This window comes from Streptomyces sp. NPDC001348 (assembly GCF_053597535.1).
Window position 1 is genome coordinate 318,601 of record NZ_JBSFIK010000001.1, and the last position, 18,501, is coordinate 337,101.

Consider the following 18,501-nt stretch of genomic DNA (forward strand, 5'->3'; position numbering starts at 1 on the left):
GCCCGCGCGGGCAGCGGCCGGGCGGCGGCCTCGGCCGACTCCCACAGCAGCACGGCGCCCCACCGGTTGGCGACCGGGTCCGAGATCCACACCTTCAGCCGCAGCCCCGGCACCCGCGCGAACCGGTCGACGGCCTCCTCCCGCAGGAAGTCCCGCAGCGACGCGATCGTCCGCCCCGTACCCGTGAGGTCCCACCACACGACGGACGCCTTCATACCGCCGCGCCCCGGTGCCTCCCCCTCCCCGCTCATACGAACTGCTCGTCCAGCAGCCCGGTCAGCGCCTCCGCGATGATGCGGACACCGTCCTCGGTGAGCACCGACTCGGCGTGGAACTGCATCGAGCGGAAGCCCGGCCCGCGCAGCGCGTGCACCTCGCCGGTGGCCCGGTCCCGGCTGACCTCGATCGTGCCGAGGCCGGGGCGCTCGACCTTGTCGTCCTCGCTGTGCGCGGCGAACGTGTTGTAGAAGCCGACGCGTTCCCGGTGCCCGAACAGATCGATCTCGCGCTGCACACCCTGGCTGGGGTGCGCACGGCGGACGAGCGGGAAGCCGAGCCGGGTGCTGAGCACCTGGTGGCTCAGGCAGACCGCGAGGAACGGCTGCCGGCGTGCGAGCAGTGCGTCCACCGCCGACCGCAGATGCGCGATCTTCGGGTGGCCGCCGTCGCGCGGGTCCCCCGGTCCCGGACCCATGACGACCAGTTCGGCGCCGTCCGGGGAGTACGGCTCGTCGTAGCGGCGCACGCTCACCTCGGCGCCCATGGCGCGCAGCAGATGGGCGATCATCTCGGTGAACGTGTCCTCGGCGTCGACCACCAGCACACGACGCCCCTCCAACGCCGACACCCGCCGCTTCCTGGTCTCCTCCCCGCTCAGCCAGAACCCGGCGAGCGTGTCGTTGCGCCCGCGCAGCGCGGCCCGTACCTCCGGGTGGTCACCCAGTCGGTTCGGCTCCGGATCGCCCATCACCGTCAGCAGGCCGGAGGCCTTGGCGCGGGTCTCGGCGACCTCCGACAGCGGGTCGGAGTGCCGCACCAGGGTCGCGCCGACGCCCAGTGACATCCGTCCCCGCGCGTCGATGTCGGCGGTGCGGATCAGGATCGCCGAGTCCAGGGTGCGCCCGCCCCGCTCGTCCCGGCCGATCAGGGCGACGACCCCGCTGTAGTAGCCGCGGCCCCGGGGCTCGTACCGTTCGATCACCTTGCTCGCGCTCTCCAGCGGGGAGCCCGTCACGGTCGGCGCGAACAGGGTCTCGTGCAGCACCTCCCGCGGGTCGCGGGTGGTGCGGCCCTCGATGAAGTACTCGGTGTGCGCGAGCCGGGCCATCTCCTTCAGATAGGGGCCGACGACCGTGCCGCCGGTCTCGCACACCCGGGCCATCATCTTCAGTTCCTCGTCGACCACCATGTACAGCTCGTCGGCCTCCTTGCGGTCGGCGAGGAACTCCATGACGCCGGGCAGGGTGGGGCCCGAGTCGGGGTAGCGGTAGGTGCCGCTGATGGGGTTCATCACGGCCCGCCCGCCGGACACGCTCACGTGCCGCTCGGGCGAGGCGCCGACGAGCGTGCGCTCCCCGGTGTGCACGACGAACGTCCAGTACGCGCCCGACTCACGCTCCAGCAGCCGCCGGAACAGCCGCAGGGCGGCGCCCACCGAGTAGTCGCTGATGTCGGCCGTGAAGGAGCGCTTGATGACGAAGTTGGCGCCCTCGCCGGTGCCGATCTCACTCCGGATCACCCGGCGCACGATGTCGGCGTAGGCGTCGTCGTCCACGTCGAAACCACCGCCGGCCTCCAGCCGGACGGGCGTGTCCGGTATGCGCCGCATCACCTCGGCGACGCCCATGGTGGTCTGGGCCTCAACGGTCATCGCGAGCAGCGGCGTCCCGTCGTCGACCGCCGCGAAGCCGCGCTCGGCGATCTGCCGGTAGGGGATCAGGACCAGGACGTCCTGGCGCGGACCGCCGGCCGGCCCGGCGGGACCGGTGAGCGGCACGTCGGCCAGGGTGGCGGCCTCGCCCACCTCGCCGAGCAGTACGTCCAGCCGGTCGGGGCCGGTGGTGTCGGGCCGGTGGACCAGCGCGAACGGCCCGGGGCGCTCGCCGAGAACCCGTGCCAGCAGGTCGTCGGACGTCATGACTCACCTCCGGCGTACGACAGTTCACGCTCCGCGGGCAGGGGCAGCGCGGCCAGCAGGTCGTCGGTGACGGCCAGGGACGCACAGCGGGTGGCGGCGTACTCGAGGGCCATGCGGTGGTGACGCCTGCTGAAGTCGGCGACGGCGTCGGCCACCAGGAAGGGCTGGATGTCATGGCTGAAGGCGTCCAGGGCCGTCATCAGTACCCCGACGTGCGCGTACACACCACACACGACCAGCTGGTCGCGGCCGCTGTCACGCATGCGCCGCAGCAGGTCGGAGCGGTGGAAGGCGCTGTAGCGCCACTTGGTGAACACCCAGTCCCCGGCGGCCGGCCGCACCGGGGCGACGACCTGGCGGTGCTCGGGGCTCGGCGTCATGCCCGGGCCCCAGAAGTCCTTCAGCAGTCCCCGCTGCTCGTCGGTCATGCCGCCCGGCTGCGCGGTGTAGGCGACGGGGACGCCGAGGGCGGCACAGCGGTCGCGCAGCCGGGCGGCGTTGCGCACGAGCTGCTCGACGGGCTGCCGCCCCGCGGGGAACGGCGCGAGGAAGTACTTCTGCAGATCGTGCATGAGCAGCACCGCGCGCTCGGGGTCGAGCGTCCAGCGCGCCGTGTTCGCGGGCAGTTCGCCGGCGGTGGGCAGCGGATAGGGGCGGATGGGAGGAATGCCTGGCACGGTCGTGCTCCTTGGGTCCGGGACCGGGAGGCGGGGCGGCGGCTCAGACGCCGAGGGCCGCGCCGCCGTCCACCGTCAGGTCGTGCATGGTGATGTGGGACGCCTTGTCGGACAGCAGGAACGCCACCGCGTTCGCCACGTCCGTGGGGCGGGCCAGCTTCCCCAGGGGAATGCCGACCCGGTACGCCTCCGGGACCCCGTCGATGGAGGCCCGCGCGCTGCCCTGGTCGGTCCACATGGCGGAGAGCATCGGGGTGTCGGTGGAGCCGGGGGCGACGATGTTGGCGCGGATGCCGAACTTCGCCACCTCCAGGCCGAGGCACTTGGTGAACATGGTCGCGGCGGCCTTGGACGCGGCGTACGCCGACATCTCGGTCCGGGCGGTGCCCGCCGAGTTGGAAGCGATGGTGACGATCGCGCCACGCCGCCGGGGCACCATCCGGTTGACCACCGCGCGCGACACGAAGAAGACACCGGTGGTGTTGACGGCGAAGGTGACGCTCCACTCCTCGTCGGTCAGGGCCCGCGCCTCGGCGAGCCGGAGCACGCCGGCCGCGTTGACGAGGTAGTCGATCGGCCCGAGCTGCTCCTCGATGTCCGTGACCAGGGCCTCGACCAACGTGCTGGAGGTGACGTCGCCGAGGAAGGCCTGGACGACCTGGTTCCGCTCGGCGGCCTCCTTGACGAGGACGTCGAGCCGGTCGGGGTCACGGTCGACGGCGGCCACCTTGACCCCCTGCGCCGCGAGCGCCTCCACCACCGCCGTCCCTATGCCTCCGGCCGCACCGGTGACCAGAGCGGTCTTTTCCTGCATGACGGTTGGCTCCTTATTCGGCCGCGACCGCGGCCGGTCGTTCAGACACGCCAGACGGACGCGACGTCGATTGCCTGGCGAGGATTCAGCCGGGGATCGCAGAAGCTGGTGTACTTCTCGCCGATCTCACCTGCACAGGATGCGTCGGTGACGCATTCGTGGACCTCGTCGGGGGTGGTTTCCAAATGGAGTCCGGCGGCCACCGCGCCCGCCGCGGGAACAGCGTCCTGGAATTCCTCCACCTCCCGCACGATGGATTCCAGATAACGCGTCTTGAATCCGTGGGCAGTGGTCACCGTGTTGCCGTGCATCGGGTCGCACAGCCAGATCACCGGATGTCCCGCCGCGCGCACCGCGCGCACCAGTGCGGGCAGCCGCTCCGCGGCCTTCCCCGCGCCCATGCGGGAGATGAGCGTCAGACGCCCCGGCTCCCGGTCCGGGTCGAGGCGCGCGCACAGCTCGAGGAGCTCCCCGGGTGTCATCGTCGGCCCGACCTTGACCGCGACGGGGTTGGAGAGCGCGGCGAAGAACGCGACGTGCGCGCCGCCGAGCCGCCGGGTGCGTTCGCCGATCCACGGCCAGTGCGTCGAGGTGAGCACCAGCGAGCCGTCCGGCTGGGAGCGCAGCATGGCCGCCTCGTAGTCCAGCAGAAGTGCCTCGTGGCTGGTCCACACGGGTGCCTCGACGCGCGGGGGGCTGCTGTCGCCGACCCAGCCGAGCAGTTCCACGACGTCGGAGGCCGCCCGGTAGCCGGTCAGCAGCCGCTTGGGATCGGGTCTGCGCAGTTCCGGATCGGGTTCCGGGGCGTTCACCATGTGCCCCCGGTACACCGGCAGTTCGACACCCCCGACGATCTCGGAGGGGCTGGAGCGCGGCTTGCCGAACTGCCCGGCGAGCCGGCCCACCCGGATCACGGGCCGGTGCGAGCGGGCCTTCATCAGACCGGCGAGGACGTCGAGGAGCGCCGTCTTGCGCGCCACGTGGCCGGCCGTCGCCTCGGCCGGATCCTCCGCGCAGTCGCCCGTCTGTATCACCTGCAGTTCACCCGCGGCGGCACGGGCGAGCAGCGCGCGCAGCGCCGTCACGTCCGCGCCGCGCACCAGGGCGGGAGAATCGCGCAATTCCTCGTGGACCTGGAGCAGAACACTCCGGTCGGGCCAGTCCGGCTGTTGGTCTGCGGGCAGTGATTCCCATAGTGCGACTTGCTGCACGTGGCACCTCCAGTGCTCTCGCGGTCGCCCGGCATGACTGCGCCGTCGAGTGTGTGAAGTTCCGCCGCGGGATCTCCATCGAGGAAAGGCCACTTCGTCAGGTCGCACATTTTCAGTCAGGTGCTGCCGGGGAAATGCACGAGCAGGGTGCGGAGTCGCCGGGGAGGGAAAGAACCGGGGAATCAGGGAATACGGAGTGCGCCGCCAGGGCCGTCATCGACAGGCCTCGAGCCGACTTGACAATCTTGCCGACGAACGCGTGCCCGGTGCTTCGGGGCGTCCTACGCTTGGCGCTTATGATCAGCCGAACAGCCAGTGCCATGCTGCACCAGTTGGCAGCCGAGGGGGTCGCACCGTGGCTGTCGGCCGACGGGACCGACGGGGGCGCCGACGCCACCGTCGACGTCCTGAGCCATCTGGCCCGCCGACGGCTCGTCGCGGGCACGGTGCTCGACGAGGTCCCGTTTGCCACGCTGCACCGGGCCTGCGACGCGCTGCTCCCCGTCTACCTGGACACCGACGGCCGCGACGGGCACGTGTCCGTGACCGTCGGCCGGGGGAGAGGGGCAGGCGCGGAGAACCTCGTCGCCGCGGCCCGGGACCTGTACGACCGGGTCGGCCGCACCAACCTGCTGGTACGCCTGCCCGCCGACCGGGCCGGGCTGATGGCGCTGCGCGACTGTCTCGCCCGCGGGATCGGGGTGCACGCCGGCCCCGTGTACTCGGCGGAGCGGTACGGGGAGGTCCTGGACGCCTTCTTCGCCGGCATGGAGCGGGCGCTGGCGTCCGGGCTGCCGCTGCAGGAGATCACCTCGGTGGTCTCGGTGCCGGTGGGGCCGCTGGACGCGGCGGTGAACGCGCGGCTGGACGCCGTGCGCCGCACCCGGGCGGGCGCGGCCCGGGACACCGCGGCGGTGGCGACGGCCCGATGCCTGTACGGGATGCGCGAGGACCGCCTCAGCAGCGACTGGTGGCGGGTCATCCGCACGGGCGGCGCCCAGCTTCCGCTGCTGCTCTGGACGGACTCGACGCCGGGCCAGGTCGCCCCGCTGGTGGGGGCGAACACGGCGCACGTCTTCACGGTCGGCAGGCTGGAGGAGGCCGCCGTGCACGCCCAACTCGCGGGCGAGGCCCTGATGGGCACGGCCCCCGAGGGAGCCCGCGCCCTGAAGGAGCTGGTGTCGTGGGGCGTGGACATGGAGGAGACGACACGCCGGCTCGAGGCGTCTTCCGGCGAGGGCGTACGGTCGGGGCGCGCCGAGGGCTGACGGGAGCGGACCGGGCCGGGCCCCGCGGGACACGGCCCGGCGGGGCCGGATCGTCCGCGAACCGCTCCACCGCCGAGACCGCGCTCGTCCGGGGCCCGTCCCGATCCGGGACATCGCGGGTCGGGACATCGCGGGTCGGGACGTCGCGAGGCCGGATTTGCCCGGGCCTCGCGTGGTGGTGCCGTCGAAAACGCTCCACCGCCGGGGTCGGAACCCGCGGCGGTGGTTGCCGGTACTGAGCCCGTACGGCGTCGCAGGACGCGGCCGTTCAGACCGGAGCGGGGGCCCGTGCCGGGGCCCGGGCGCGACAGCCCGCGGGGGCGGTCACACCAACGGGCGGTGCGCCGTCGGCACCGGCGACCCGCCCACGCGCTCCCGGCCGGGGAACCGCGCCCCCGTCAACGCGAGCAGCGGCCCCGCCTTCACGGCCGTCTCCTCGAACTCCGCCGCCGGGTCCGACAGGGCGATGACGGCGCCGCCGACGCCGTACCGCACGCGGTCCTGTGTGACGACGGCCGTGCGGATGACGATGCTCCAGTCCGCCGCCCCGGTCAGCGACAGGTAACCGATGGCCCCGGAGTACACCCCCCGCGCCCCGCCCTCCAGCCGGTCGATGATCCGCATCGTCCGCACCTTGGGTGCCCCGGTCATCGACCCGCCGGGAAACGCCGCCCGGACGCAGTCCACGGCCCCGAGCCCGTCCCGCAGTCTCGCCCGCACCGTGCTCACCAGCTGGTGCACCGTCGCGTACGTCTCCACCCGGAAGATGTCGTCGGCCTCGACCGAACCGGGCACCGCGCACCGCCCCAGGTCGTTGCGGACCAGGTCCACGATCATCAGGTTCTCCGCGCGGTCCTTCTCGTCCCCGCCCAGCTCGGCCACCAGCGCCTCGTCCTCGGCCGCCGTCGCCCCCCGCGGACGGGTGCCCTTGATCGGCTCGGACTCGATCACCCCGTCCGCCCCGACCCGCAGAAACCGCTCGGGGGAGGTGCTCAGCACATGCAGCCCGCCGAACTGCAGCAGCGCCGCGAACGGTGCCGGATGCCCGCGCCGCAGCCTGAGGTAGCTCTGCCAGGGGTCGTAACTTCCCTGTACCTCCGCCATGTTGGTGAGGCACACCTCGTACGTCTCCCCGGCGGCGATCTCCTCCTGGCAGGCCTCGACGAGATCCAGGTACGCCGTCCGGTCGTGGCGCAGCGTGATGAGCCCGTCGTCGCCGTCCGCCGTACCGCCCGGACGCACGGGCCCGACCGGCTCCGGCAGCCGGCCCGCCGCCTCCTCCTCGAGCCCTGCCCGTGCCCCGGCCAGCCAGGCGCGTGCCTCTTCCGCGCTGCCCGCGACAGCGTCCTCCGCGAGCGCCAGGAGATACGTCGTCCCGGTGGCGTGGTCAAGGACCAGCGCCCGGTCCGCGAACACCGTCACCGCGTCCGGATCGGGTGACCGGTGCACCGCCTCACCGCCGCACTCGGCCTTGAGTTCGTAGCCGAGGTAGCCGACCCACCCGAGCGCGAACGCGAACGGCAGCGGCGGCACCTCGGTCCGTATCCCGCGCAGATCCCGGTCGAGCCAGTCCAGGAAGGGCCCGGCGGACATCTCGGTGCCCGCCGCCGAACGCACGGTCACCGTCCCGCTGGACACGTCCGCGGTCGCCACCCGCGCCAGCGGCCCCGAGGCGTCCCCCATCACGGAGAACCGCCCCCGCCGCTCGTCCGGCCGGCTGCTGTCCAGCCAGAACGCGTGGTCACCGCCCTTGAACAGCACGGCGTACGCGGCCTCGTCGTGCCAGCGCGTCGGCATCCGCTCCACCAGCACCCGCAGCCGGCGCACCCGGGGGACCGCGACCGCCGGTGCCGTGCCCCCGGGCCGGTGGGCGCGCCGCGCCCGGGGCCGCTGGTAGGGGTGGCTCAACTCGGCGAAGTTCCGCAGCAGTCGAGTCCCGTCCCGGGTGCAGATGGACTCGGGGTGGAACTGGATCCCCCACATCGGCCGCGTCCGGTGCCGCAGCCCCATCAGCACGCCGTCCGGAGCCCACGCGGTCGCCTCCAGACACGGCGGCAGCGCGCTCACCGCGAGCGAGTGGTAGCGCACCACCTCCATCGGTGAGGGCACCCCGGTGAACAGGCCGGTACCGGAGTGCAGCACCGGCGACGTCCGCCCGTGCCGCGGCTCGGGCGCCCGGTGCACGGACGCGCCGTGGAACAGCCCGATCGCCTGGTGCCCGAGGCACACCCCGAGCAGCGGCAGCCGGGACTCCCGCACGACCTCGGCGGAGATCCCGAGGTCGGCGGCGCGGTGCGGGGTGCCGGGCCCGGGCGAGACCACCACGTTGTCGAAGCCGGCGAGCAGCCCGGCGCGCCACGTCGGGTCGTCGTTCCTGACGACCTCCGGCTCCCGGCCGTTTACCTCGGTCAGCTGGTGGAAGAGGTTGTAGGTGAACGAGTCGTAGTTGTCGATGAGCAGCGTACGCACTGTGGTCCCCAGGCCCTTCGTCGCTGGTCGGAGAGGTCTTCGAGGTGCTTTGCGGAACCGCTCAACGGGACAGCGGCACGATCTCGAACAGCAGGTGCTCGACGATGTCGTCGCCGTACTCCACCTCGCGGACCCGGCGGGCCGACAGCAGTCTGAGCTCGCGTCCGCACTCGTCCGCCATGCGGTACAGCGCGGCGACGTTCCCGCGGTCGCTGAAGTGCAGCAGCGCGGAGCCCGTCGAGGTGGTCCGCAGCGGGGCCTGCTCCAGGTAGCGGCGGTGGGTGCGGTAGCCGGGGTCGACGTAGGCCTGTTCGTGCGGCGTCTCCACGGCGAAGTCGTCGGGCGCCAGTACGTAGTTGGAGCTCCAGAAGATCAGGTCGAAGCGTTCGTCGGCCGACAGGTCCGCGAACAGGTCGCTGTGCACCGCGCGCATCCGGTCGGTGACCCCGTGCCGCTCGGCGTTGGCGGCCGCGTTCGCCACGGCCATCAGGTTCACGTCCGAGGCCACCACCCGCTCGTGACCGGCGAGCGCGGCCAGCGTCGCCACCACCCCGGTGCCGCACCCCACTTCGAGGAACGAGCCGTGCCGCCGTTCGCGCGGCCGGGCGAGGTCGAGGAACTCGACGGCGACCCGGGTGGAGGGCGAGTACACCGGGGCGAACACCTCGGGGAACAGGTCCCACTCCCGGTCGCACAGGGTGAAGACGCGGGGCCGGTCCGCACGTGTGCGCGACATGCGGCTGCGGCTGATCGACCGCTCGTAGCTCCTGACGGCGGAAGCGCCCGGAGCCGGGACATCAGATAGCAACTGCGCCTGCGACATTCCATCTCCCCCAGGGTCGGCCGGGACCGCGCCGTGCGGCCCCCGGTGCCACGACCGCGGCACCGGTTGTCAGCCTCGCCGGTGGGAGCGCGTCGTCGAAAGGTGCTCAGGCGACACCATCGCTCCCGGGCGATGGTGCCCGAGTCACCGCCCGTACTGTTTCACCTGCGTGTTGCACCAGGGTTCTGGTTGACCCGGCCGTCGCGGGCAACTTACATTTTGCGAGCGATGTGTTTCGGCCTAGGGGGGGAACGGACACGGTGCAGGAAATCCGGAGGTCAGACGCATCGAATGCAGGTGCATTCACAATGCTTGAACTGCTCGTCCGGGAAGCCCCCTCCGCCGAGTTCGAGAACGTCGTGGCGGAAGCCCGCGCGCAGGGTGCCGGCCCCGAGCGGCTGGCCGAGCTGGAGCAGGCCCGTGACCTGTCCCTGCGGATCCGGGCCCTCTTCGAACGCCGACGGCAACGCGAGGCCGGACTGATCGCGCTCGTCGACACCGTCCGTGACCTGACGCTGCCCTACTCGCTCGACACCCTGCTGAAGGTGATCGTCCGCCGCACCCGGCTGCTGTTCGGCGTCGACATGTCATGGGTCGCGCTGTACGAGCGCCAGGAGGACGCGTCGCTGGTGCGGGCCGCGGACGGCCACGCCTCCGCCATCACCGTGGGCTTCCGGATACCCATGACGGGCGGGCTCGGGCTGCGGGCGATGAAGGAGACGGGCCCCTTCTCGACGGCCGACTACATTGCGGATGAAACGTTCACGCATTCCGCGGAGGTCGACGAGGTCGTCCGGGCCGAGGGACTGCGCGCGATGATGGCGGTCCCGCTCCAGCAGGAGAACGAGGTCTTCGGCGTCCTCTACGCCTCCGGGCGCTCCGTACGCCACTTCTCGCCCGACGAGATCTCCCTGATGGTCTCCCTGGCCGACCTCGTCGCCGTCGCCATCCAGAAGGCCCGGCTGCTCGACGGCACCCGCCGGGAGATCGCCGAACTGGCCGAGGACACCACGCGCGAGCGGGACTCCTCGCTGCTCGCGCAGAAGCTGCGCAGCACCCACAGCCAGCTGATCGACCTGGTGCTCGCAGGCGCTGACCTGCAGGTTCTCGCCACGGAGGCGGCCCGGTTACTCGACGGCCCGCTGAGCGTACGCGACCCGGCGGACCGTGAACTGGTGGTCGTGGGCGACTTCCCGGAGACGTCCGCCGCCGACGACATCGTCGGCACCTCGCTCGACGCGCACGCCGAACGGCGCCCGGTGCGCTCGCCCGGCGGGCTGTGGGTGGCCCCCGCGATCGCCGGCGAGGAGATGCTCGGCACCCTCGTCCTGAGACCCCCCGACCAGGCCGAGGAGCACCATGTGCAAATCCTCGGCATGGTCTCCCAGTGCGTCGCGGTCGTTTTGCTGATGCAACGCAGCGCGGCCGTCGTCGAGGGCCAGACCCGCGACGAACTGCTGCGGGATCTGATCAGCGGCTCGCCGTCGGACCTGGAGCACGTCGCCGAGCGGGCCCGGCGGCTCAACCTCGACCTGGACGAGCCCCATGTCGTGGTGGCGGCCCGTCCCGAGGGCGGCATCCAGGGCCGTGCCCTGGTGTGGGCGTCGGCCTACGCGCACCGGCGGGGTGGGCTCAAGAGCGCGGTCGGGGAATGCCTGGTGTTCCTGCTGCCGGGCGCCGCCCCCCAGGCCGCGGCGGCCGCTCTCTCCAAGGAACTGGCGGCGGTGCTCGACCGCCAGGTGACCGTGGGCACCTCCGGCCCGGCCCAGACCCCCGCGGCCGTGGCCCGGACCTACCAGGAGGCCAAGCGCTGTCTGGACGCCGTGGTGGCCCTCGGCAGCATCGGCAGCACCGCCTCACCGCAGGAACTCGGTTTTCTCGGTCTCCTGTTGTCCGAGAATCCCAACACGAGCGGGTTCATCAGCAACACCATTGGTCCGGTTCTCGACTACGACAATCTGCAGCGCACGGAATTGGCCCGCACTCTGGAGGAGTATTTCGCCGCGGGCGGCAGTCCCACCTACGCCGCGGAGCGACTCCACGTGCATCCCAATACGGTCTCCCGTCGTCTGGAACGCATCACGGAACTCCTCGGGGACAAGTGGCAGGAACCGGCGCAGGCACTCGAGGTGCAGCTGGCCCTGCAGCTCTACCGCACCCGCAGGGTGCTCCAGAGGAACCAGCAGCGCCGGCAGACCGACCCGGCGAGGGGCTGACGTCAGGCGGAGCGCAGGCCGCCGTCCGCCGGAACGAGTTGCGGCACCGCTCCGCCGCCGGCCGGGGCCGCCGTCAGCGAACGGACGGCGTGGGCGGCGGACGCCAGGGTGGTGTGCCGGTGCCAGCCGTTGAAGGAGCGGCCCTCGAAGTCGACGAGTCCGACCGGGACGGAGATCCGCGAGAAGTCGGCCTCGGCGCGCAGTGCCAGCTTGGTGAGCCGCAGCAGTGCGCCGACGGGCCCGGCGGTGAGGTTCGTGACCCACTGCCGCCGGGGCCAGCCGTGCGGATCGTCCCACTCACCGACCAGCAGCAGCGGCTCCGACGACGGCGCCAGCCGGACCTGCACGGTCGCCGCCAGACTGGTCCGGTCGCGGCCGAGGTGCGGGTCGAACCACGTGACCGGCCGGCGCAGGGACCGCACCATCTTCAGCAACTGCTGTGCGGAGACCTCGCGGTCGGTGTCGCCGGGGAGCCGGGACCGGTCCGCGATCACGAGCCGGGTGGCCCCGCTGACCGCCGTCAGCATCGGCTGGCGCTCGGCGGCGAACAGCTGTGCGAGCGCCCTGGCGTCGCAGTCCGGGAGGTCCACGACGACCGGCCGGGGGGTGCCCAGAGCCCACTCACGCACCTCCATGGCGGTGGTCGCGACACACTCCGCGTCGGCGCCCTCGGGCTGCTCGGCCCAGGAGCGGCGCAGTCCGAGGGCGGCACCGGCACGCCGCCGTTCCTCGTGGCACATCAGCCGCCAGTGCACGGGCGCGCTCATCTCCTCGTTCGCGGCCCAGACCCCCAGCGCCTCCTGGCTGTTGACCACCTGTCCGAGGCTGGGCACGAACCGCCGGGCCACGCCCACCGAGTGCCGCCCGGCCTTCGGGATGACCAGCGGCCGCACGACCCAGGCCCGGGGCCGCAGCACCCGTACCAGATAACGGCACAGGGCGGCCCGTACCGGCGTCCAGTCCCAGGTGGACGAGGACACGAAGTGATGCAGGCTCTGCTCGGCCGAACCGCCACCGACATGGGCGGCGATGTTGCGCACCGTCTTGCGTCCGTCGGCGGTCAGCAGCCCGTACAGATACTGCGCGCCCTTGACCCGCTGGTCGGCACGCGGCAGCGGTGCGAACAGCTCGGCACACAACTCCTCGACGGTGGCGTCCGGCACCTCGTGCTCGAGGTGTCGCACGGCGTTCATGGTTGTCATCTCTCCCAGCACCCCCAAACTCGGCACCCCCGCTATCCGGAGCGGAGGGGGTGCCTTCACGGTGCTGCGCGAGAGGCCCGCGGCAACAGGTGAGCAGGCCACACACCTGCGCACCGGGGCGCTGGTCCGGCCACCGCGAGGGCGTGGACAAGCCCCTTGAGCAGGTGGAAGAGACTTCCGCGGCAGCCGGCGGGACCGACGGCTGCCGACGGGCGGGCGCGGGGCCGCCGACGGTCCCGCCCGGGCGCCGGCGCCCCGGCGGGCACCGGCCGCCCGCCACGGCCGCTGACGTGTCTCACCCCACCCGGCGCGGCAGCCGCAGGCTGAGCAGCCCCGTCAGGACCACCCCGGCCAGCTGCACCAGCAGGGTCGTCACCAGGGCGTCCCGCATGCCGTGGCCCGGGACGAGGGACAGGAACAGGGTGCCCAGGGTGGCCACGCCGAGCGCCAGGGCGGACTGCTGGGTGGTGACCATCACCCCGCTGCCGACACCGGCCCGGACGGACGGCACCTCGGACAGCACGATCCGCATCACGACGGGCAGTTGCAGCGCCTGACCGGCGCCGGCGACCGCCGCGCCGGGGAGGAGTTCGACGAGGCCCAGGTCCGGCCAGTCCCGCCAGGCGGCCAGCACGATCAGCACCAGGCCGACCCCCTGGACCACCGAGCCGAAGGTGACGACACGGCTGCCGTAGCGGGTGACCAGGCGCGGCCCGGCGAGCGAGACGACGAGGAACGCCACCGCCATCGGGGCGAGCGCGAGTCCCGCCGGCACCGGGCCGAGGCCCGCGCCGCGCTGCAACGCGACCGCGATGACGAACATGAACCCGCTGAAGCCGATGGAGAACGGCACCATCAGCACCAGCCCGCGGCGCAGCGACCGCAGGGCGAACAGGCTCGGCGGCACCAGCGGCGTACGGCCCTGCCGGTCCGCGCGCCGTTCCACCGCGTAGAACGCCGAGGCGACACCCGGGAACGCCGCCAGCGACAGCCACGTCCACAGCGGCCAGTCCGCCGCCCGGCCCTCGGTGAGCGGGACGAGCAGCGTGAGCAGGGACAGCGCGAGCAGGACCGTGCCGGCGGTGTCGACCGGCTCGGGGCGCTGCGAGCGGGTCTCCGGGACGGCGCGGGCGGCGAGCACCAGGCCGACGACCGCGACCGGCACGTTCACCAGGAACACCGAGCGCCAGCCGGTGCCCGCGATGTCCGCGGCGACCAGGACGCCGCCGAGGATCTGGCCGGCCACCATGGACAGGCCGGCGGTGGCGCCGTAGAGGCTCATGGCACGGGCCCGCCGGGGGCCCTCGGTGGCCGCCTGGATGGTGGCGAGCACCTGCGGCAGCATCGCGGCCGCCGACGCGCCCTGCGCGACCCGCGCCGCGACCAGGCTCCAGGCGTCCGGCGCGAGTCCGCAGGCCAGCGAGGTCAGGCCGAAGGCGGCCATGCCGCCCAGGAAGAGCCGGCGTCGGCCGAAGAGGTCGCCGAGCCGTCCGCCGAGGACGAGCAGGACGGCGTACGCCACCCCGTACCCGGCGACGACCAGTTCCAGGACGGCCTCGCCCGCGTGCAGGTCCGTGCCGATGGTGGGCAGGGCGACGTTCACGATGAAGAAGTCGACGAGGGGCAGGGACGCGCCCAGCAGGACGGTGAGCAGCCCGAGCGAGCCGAGCGTGGGTGGCGCGGCCGGTGCGCGGACGGTGGGCGTGGTGACGGTTTCGGTCATGGTGCGAGCCTGCGTCCGCCCCCAGACTGGTACCAGAGTCTTCTCATCCTGGTACCAGCACTACCTGGCAACAGGATCCGGAACACGGCAGGCTGGTGACATGACGACCACGGCCCAGGAGACCACGACCCGGCCGGACAGCGGTGCGGACACGGGTCCGGAGACGGGTGCCGACATCCGCCGCCACGAGCTGGCCGCCTTCCTGCGCAGCCGCCGCGAGCGGATCACCCCCGAGCAGGTGGGGCTGCCCCGCGGGCTGCGCCGCCGCACTCCCGGGCTGCGCCGCGAGGAGGTGGCCCAGCTCTCCGCGGTCGGCGTCACCTGGTACACGTGGCTCGAGCAGGCGCGGGACATCCAGGTCTCCGTGCAGGTCCTCGACGCCCTGGCCCGTACCCTCATGCTGGACGGCAGTGAACGCGCCCACCTCTTCCAGCTGGCCGGCGCCGCCGATCCCACGCCCGCCTCGAACTGCTCGGGAGTCACCCCCGCCCAGCTGGAGCTGCTGCGCCGGCTGGAGCCCGTCCCGGCCTGCATCCAGAACAGCCGGTACGACATCCTCGCCTACAACCGCACCTACGCCCGGCTGATGGGCGACCTGGACGCGGTCCCGCCCGAGGACCGCAACTGCATGCTGCTCGTCTACACCAGCGAGGAGTGGCGGGCCGCGACCGTCCACCTGGAGGAGACCAGGCGCCTGATGGCCGCCAAGCTGCGCGCCTCCATGGCCGGCCACCTCGGTGAGCCCGCCTGGAAGATGCTGCTCAGGCGGCTCGAGGCCGCCGCGCCGGAGTTCCGCGAGCACTGGGACCGGTACGAGGTCGTCGCGGCCCGCAGCAAGACCAAGCAGTTCCTGAACCCGTACGTCGGCCTGCTCACCCTGGACCACACGGACCTGTGGCTGAGCCCGGAGCTCGGGGCGCGGATGGTCACGTACGTGCCCGCGAACGAGGAGAGCCGGGAGCGCGTGGAGAAGCTGTACGCGTTCGCCCTCGAACAGGAGGCCTAGGAGGGCACTGAAGATCTTGGCCGGGCTCCCGACGCCTGGCACGTACATCTGCCGCGTTGCCGAAATGCCCTGGTAGCTCCGCTACGAGGGCATCCCGGCGCCTTGCAGCTGCACGCACCAGCCGCCGCTCGCTGATCCGGTCAAGATCTTCAGCACCCTCCTAGCCGACGCCGGCCGCCTCCCGGACCTCGTTGGACTGAAGCCGCCGAGCGGTTCGTTCGGCCGTGCCACGGGCCCAGCGGCCACTGGTGAGCGCGCCGAGCGCGAGGATCGCGAGCCCGCAGGCCGTGAGGATCCACCACCCCGGCCGGGCCGCCGACACGAACCCGGTCCGGTACGAGGACGAGCCGACCCCGGACGCCAGCACCGCCCCGATCACGGCGACCCCCAGCGTCTGCCCGAGCTGCCTGCTGGTGGACGCGACGGCCGCGGCGACCCCGGCCTGCGCACGGGGCATCCCCGACACCGCCGTGTTGGTGATCGGCGCGTTCACGAAGCCGAAGCCGATGCCGAACAGCACGTACCCGAGGACCAGGGTGACGTCGGACGTCTCCGCCTCGAACGCGGCGAACAGCACTCCGCTCACGGTCATGGCGAACCCGGCGACCAGCAGCGGCAGGCGCGGCCCGCGGCTGCCGATCAGCCGCCCGGACAGCGGCGCGCACAGGAACATCGGGGTGGCCATCGGAAGCATCCACAGGCCCGCGTGCAGGGCGTCGAGGCCGCGCACGTTCTGCAGGTACAGGGTCGACAGGAACAGGAAGCCGCCGAGCGCCGCGAACGCGCTGATGGCGATCGCCGTGGCACCGCTGAACGGCGCCGACCGGAAGAACCGCAGGTCGATGAGGGGTTCGGCGCGCCGGGGCTCGTACCACAGCAGCCCCAGCAGGGCGGCGAGGGCGATCAGCGCGAAGGGCAGCACCGCGGTGGTGCCCGTGTCCGGCGCCTCGATGATCGCGTACGTCAGCGAGCCGAACAGGGCGATCACCAGCAGCTGGCCGACCGGGTCGGGGCGGCGGGCCTTCGGGGCGCGGGACTCGGGGACGAAGCGCAGGGTGAGCAGGAGCGCGGCGAGGCCGACCGGGAGGTTGACCCAGAAGATCGAGCGCCAGCCGACCGACTCCACCAGCAGTCCGCCGACCAGCGGGCCGGCGGCCATGGATATGCCGACGACCGCGCCCCACACGCCGATCGCGCGGGCGCGTTCGCGGGGGTCGGTGAAGGTGTTGGTGATGATCGACATGGCGACCGGGTTGAGCATGGAGCCGCCGACCGCCTGGATCATGCGGAAGGCGACCAGCGCGTCGAGGCTGGGCGCGAGGGAGCACAGCAGCGAGCCGGCCACGAACACGGTCAGGCCGGTCATGAAGACCTTCTTGCGGCCGACCCGGTCGGCGGTGGAGCCCGCGAGCATCAACAGCGAGGCCAGCACCAGGGTGTAGGCGTCGATCGTCCACTGCAGGCCGGAGGTGGTGGCGTGCAGGTCGCGCTGCATGGAGGGGAGGGCTACGTTCAGGGCGGTGACGTCGAGGCTGACGATCAGCAGGCTCATACAGCAGATCGCGAGCACGAGCAGACGTCGGCGATGGCTGAGCTCGGGCATGCGTTCCATCGTACGACGGTTTCGATAGTGCGTCTAACTAATTATTACTCCAGGGTCCGGTCCCGATGGGTGACAATGGGGCAATGTCCACGCCCACGCCGCCCCTGCCGATCGGCCCGCACACCGTCCAGCCGCCCGTCGTGCTCGCCCCCATGGCGGGCATCACCAACGCGCCCTTCCGCACGCTGTGCAGGCACTTCGCCGAAGGCGAAGCCTTCGCCGGAGGCGAAGCAAAGGATGGGGCCTCCGGCGGTAAGGGCCTGTTCGTCAGCGAGATGATCACGACCCGGGCGCTGGTCGAGCGCAACGAGAAGACCATGCAGCTGATCCGCTTCGACGCGACCGAGAGGCCGCGCTCGATCCAGCTGTACGGCGTCGACCCGGCGACCGTCGGCAAGGCCGTCCGCATGATCGCGGAGGAGGACCTCGCCGACCACATCGACCTCAACTTCGGCTGCCCGGTCCCGAAGGTGACCCGGAAGGGCGGCGGCTCCGCCCTCCCGTACAAGCGGAACCTGCTCCGCGCGATCCTGCGCGAGGCGGTGTCGGGCGCCGGCGACCTGCCGGTCACGATGAAGATGCGCAAGGGCATCGACGACGACCACATCACCTACCTCGACGCCGGACGCATCGCCGTCGAGGAGGGCGTCACGGCCATCGCCCTGCACGGCCGCACGGCCGCCCAGCACTACGGCGGCACCGCGGACTGGGACGCCATCGCCCGGCTGAAGGAGCACGTCCAGGAGATCCCCGTGCTCGGCAACGGCGACATCTGGTCCGCCGAGGACGCGCTGCGGATGGTCCGGGAGACCGGCTGCGACGGCGTGGTCGTGGGCCGCGGCTGCCTGGGGCGGCCGTGGCTGTTCGCGGACCTGGTCGCCGCCTTCGAGGGACGTGAGCAGGACATCGCGCGGCCGTCCCTCCGTGAGGTCGCCGACGTCATGGTCCGCCACGCCACCCTGCTCGGCGAGTGGACCGGCGACGAGTCCAAGGGCGTCGTCGACTTCCGCAAGCACGTCGCCTGGTACCTGAAGGGCTTCGCGGTCGGCTCGGAGATGCGGGGGCGCCTCGCGATCACGTCGTCCCTGGAGGAGCTGCGGGCGGGCCTCGACGAACTGGACCTCGACCAGCCCTGGCCCACCGGCGCCGAGGGCCCCCGCGGCCGTACGTCCGGCAACAACCGGGTGGTCCTGCCGGACGGCTGGCTGAAGGACCCGTACGACTGCGCGGGCGTGAGCGAGGACGCGGAACTGGACACCTCCGGCGGCTGACGCGGGCCGGCCGAGCCCCACAGCAGAGCGCGCGCTCGCTTCGACGTCGAAGCGAGCGCGCGGCTGTGCCCTGAACAGGGC

The 18,501-nt window shown here is 72.4% G+C and carries 13 protein-coding genes and 1 pseudogene; 4 read left to right on the forward strand and 10 right to left on the reverse strand.

Features of this window, described 5'->3' with window-relative positions; translation table 11 throughout:
• The 5 genes and pseudogenes from ACWC21_RS01480 to ACWC21_RS01500 form a co-directional block, all read right to left on the reverse strand.
• Positions 1 to 251 (reverse strand): annotated as a pseudogene (locus ACWC21_RS01480) (hypothetical protein); the annotation flags it as partial.
• Positions 248 to 2,137, reverse strand: coding sequence for an anthranilate synthase family protein (locus tag ACWC21_RS01485; protein ID WP_450876896.1), 1,890 nt, complete (start codon positions 2,135 to 2,137; stop codon positions 248 to 250). The pseudogene ACWC21_RS01480 and the gene ACWC21_RS01485, both read right to left, overlap by 4 nt.
• Positions 2,134 to 2,814: an isochorismatase family protein gene (locus tag ACWC21_RS01490; RefSeq protein WP_450876898.1), complete on the reverse strand. Its 681-nt coding sequence runs from the start codon at positions 2,812 to 2,814 to the stop codon at positions 2,134 to 2,136. Before ACWC21_RS01490 ends, ACWC21_RS01485 begins: the two co-directional genes overlap by 4 nt.
• Before the next feature lie 43 nt (positions 2,815 to 2,857).
• Positions 2,858 to 3,628: a 2,3-dihydro-2,3-dihydroxybenzoate dehydrogenase gene (locus ACWC21_RS01495; RefSeq protein ID WP_450876900.1), complete on the reverse strand. Its 771-nt coding sequence runs from the start codon at positions 3,626 to 3,628 to the stop codon at positions 2,858 to 2,860.
• Between the two features lie 41 nt (positions 3,629 to 3,669).
• Positions 3,670 to 4,839 (reverse strand): 3-deoxy-7-phosphoheptulonate synthase, encoded by a 1,170-nt coding sequence (locus ACWC21_RS01500; RefSeq protein WP_450876902.1) that lies wholly within the window; start codon positions 4,837 to 4,839, stop codon positions 3,670 to 3,672.
• Between the two features lie 296 nt (positions 4,840 to 5,135).
• Between ACWC21_RS01500 and ACWC21_RS01505 the strand changes: the two genes are divergently transcribed.
• Positions 5,136 to 6,107, forward strand: coding sequence for a transaldolase family protein (locus ACWC21_RS01505; protein WP_450876904.1), 972 nt, complete (start codon positions 5,136 to 5,138; stop codon positions 6,105 to 6,107).
• 324 nt (positions 6,108 to 6,431) lie between these two features.
• Here ACWC21_RS01505 and pabB read toward each other — a convergent pair whose 3' ends face one another.
• Both pabB and ACWC21_RS01515 read right to left on the reverse strand, forming a co-directional pair.
• Entirely contained in the window at positions 6,432 to 8,576 is a 2,145-nt protein-coding gene (gene pabB / locus ACWC21_RS01510; RefSeq protein ID WP_450876906.1) for an aminodeoxychorismate synthase component I, read from the reverse strand.
• A gap of 61 nt (positions 8,577 to 8,637) precedes the next feature.
• Entirely contained in the window at positions 8,638 to 9,312 is a 675-nt protein-coding gene (locus tag ACWC21_RS01515) for a methyltransferase domain-containing protein (protein WP_450876908.1), read from the reverse strand.
• A 395-nt stretch (positions 9,313 to 9,707) separates the two neighbouring features.
• Between ACWC21_RS01515 and ACWC21_RS01520 the strand changes: the two genes are divergently transcribed.
• Positions 9,708 to 11,615 carry a helix-turn-helix domain-containing protein gene (locus tag ACWC21_RS01520; RefSeq protein WP_450876910.1) on the forward strand — a complete coding sequence of 636 codons (1,908 nt, stop codon included), beginning with the start codon at positions 9,708 to 9,710 and terminating at the stop codon, positions 11,613 to 11,615.
• A 2-nt stretch (positions 11,616 to 11,617) separates the two neighbouring features.
• Here ACWC21_RS01520 and ACWC21_RS01525 read toward each other — a convergent pair whose 3' ends face one another.
• Positions 11,618 to 12,817: an IS701 family transposase gene (locus ACWC21_RS01525; protein ID WP_450876912.1), complete on the reverse strand. Its 1,200-nt coding sequence runs from the start codon at positions 12,815 to 12,817 to the stop codon at positions 11,618 to 11,620.
• Positions 12,818 to 13,112: 295 nt separating this feature from the next.
• Positions 13,113 to 14,540 (reverse strand): MFS transporter, encoded by a 1,428-nt coding sequence (locus ACWC21_RS01530; protein ID WP_450876914.1) that lies wholly within the window; start codon positions 14,538 to 14,540, stop codon positions 13,113 to 13,115.
• A gap of 100 nt (positions 14,541 to 14,640) precedes the next feature.
• Between ACWC21_RS01530 and ACWC21_RS01535 the strand changes: the two genes are divergently transcribed.
• A complete protein-coding gene (locus ACWC21_RS01535; RefSeq protein WP_450876916.1) occupies positions 14,641 to 15,546 on the forward strand; it encodes a helix-turn-helix transcriptional regulator in 906 nt (301 codons plus the stop codon).
• Between the two features lie 160 nt (positions 15,547 to 15,706).
• Here the strand turns inward: ACWC21_RS01535 and ACWC21_RS01540 are convergent, their stop codons facing one another.
• Positions 15,707 to 17,149, reverse strand: a complete 1,443-nt coding sequence (locus ACWC21_RS01540; RefSeq protein WP_450876918.1) for an MFS transporter — start codon at positions 17,147 to 17,149, stop codon at positions 15,707 to 15,709.
• An 83-nt stretch (positions 17,150 to 17,232) separates the two neighbouring features.
• On the opposite strand from ACWC21_RS01540, the gene dusB reads away from it, so the two are divergent.
• Positions 17,233 to 18,420 carry a tRNA dihydrouridine synthase DusB gene (dusB, locus tag ACWC21_RS01545; RefSeq protein WP_450876920.1) on the forward strand — a complete coding sequence of 396 codons (1,188 nt, stop codon included), beginning with the start codon at positions 17,233 to 17,235 and terminating at the stop codon, positions 18,418 to 18,420.
• Positions 18,421 to 18,501: the final 81 nt, after the last annotated feature.

Bases quoted from the DNA above. Each gene is read 5' to 3' on its own strand.
- ACWC21_RS01485 (WP_450876896.1), bottom strand. From the start codon at position 2,137: ATGACGTCCGACGACCTGCTGGCACGGGTTCTCGGCGAGCGCCCCGGG.
- ACWC21_RS01495 (WP_450876900.1), bottom strand. From the start codon at position 3,628: ATGCAGGAAAAGACCGCTCTGGTCACCGGTGCGGCCGGAGGCATAGGG.
- ACWC21_RS01505 (WP_450876904.1), top strand. From the start codon at position 5,136: ATGATCAGCCGAACAGCCAGTGCCATGCTGCACCAGTTGGCAGCCGAG.
- ACWC21_RS01515 (WP_450876908.1), bottom strand. From the start codon at position 9,312: ATGTCGCGCACACGTGCGGACCGGCCCCGCGTCTTCACCCTGTGCGAC.
- ACWC21_RS01520 (WP_450876910.1), top strand. From the start codon at position 9,708: ATGCTTGAACTGCTCGTCCGGGAAGCCCCCTCCGCCGAGTTCGAGAAC.
- ACWC21_RS01525 (WP_450876912.1), bottom strand. From the start codon at position 12,817: ATGACAACCATGAACGCCGTGCGACACCTCGAGCACGAGGTGCCGGAC.
- ACWC21_RS01530 (WP_450876914.1), bottom strand. From the start codon at position 14,540: ATGACCGAAACCGTCACCACGCCCACCGTCCGCGCACCGGCCGCGCCA.
- ACWC21_RS01535 (WP_450876916.1), top strand. From the start codon at position 14,641: ATGACGACCACGGCCCAGGAGACCACGACCCGGCCGGACAGCGGTGCG.
- ACWC21_RS01540 (WP_450876918.1), bottom strand. From the start codon at position 17,149: ATGCCCGAGCTCAGCCATCGCCGACGTCTGCTCGTGCTCGCGATCTGC.
- dusB (WP_450876920.1), top strand. From the start codon at position 17,233: ATGTCCACGCCCACGCCGCCCCTGCCGATCGGCCCGCACACCGTCCAG.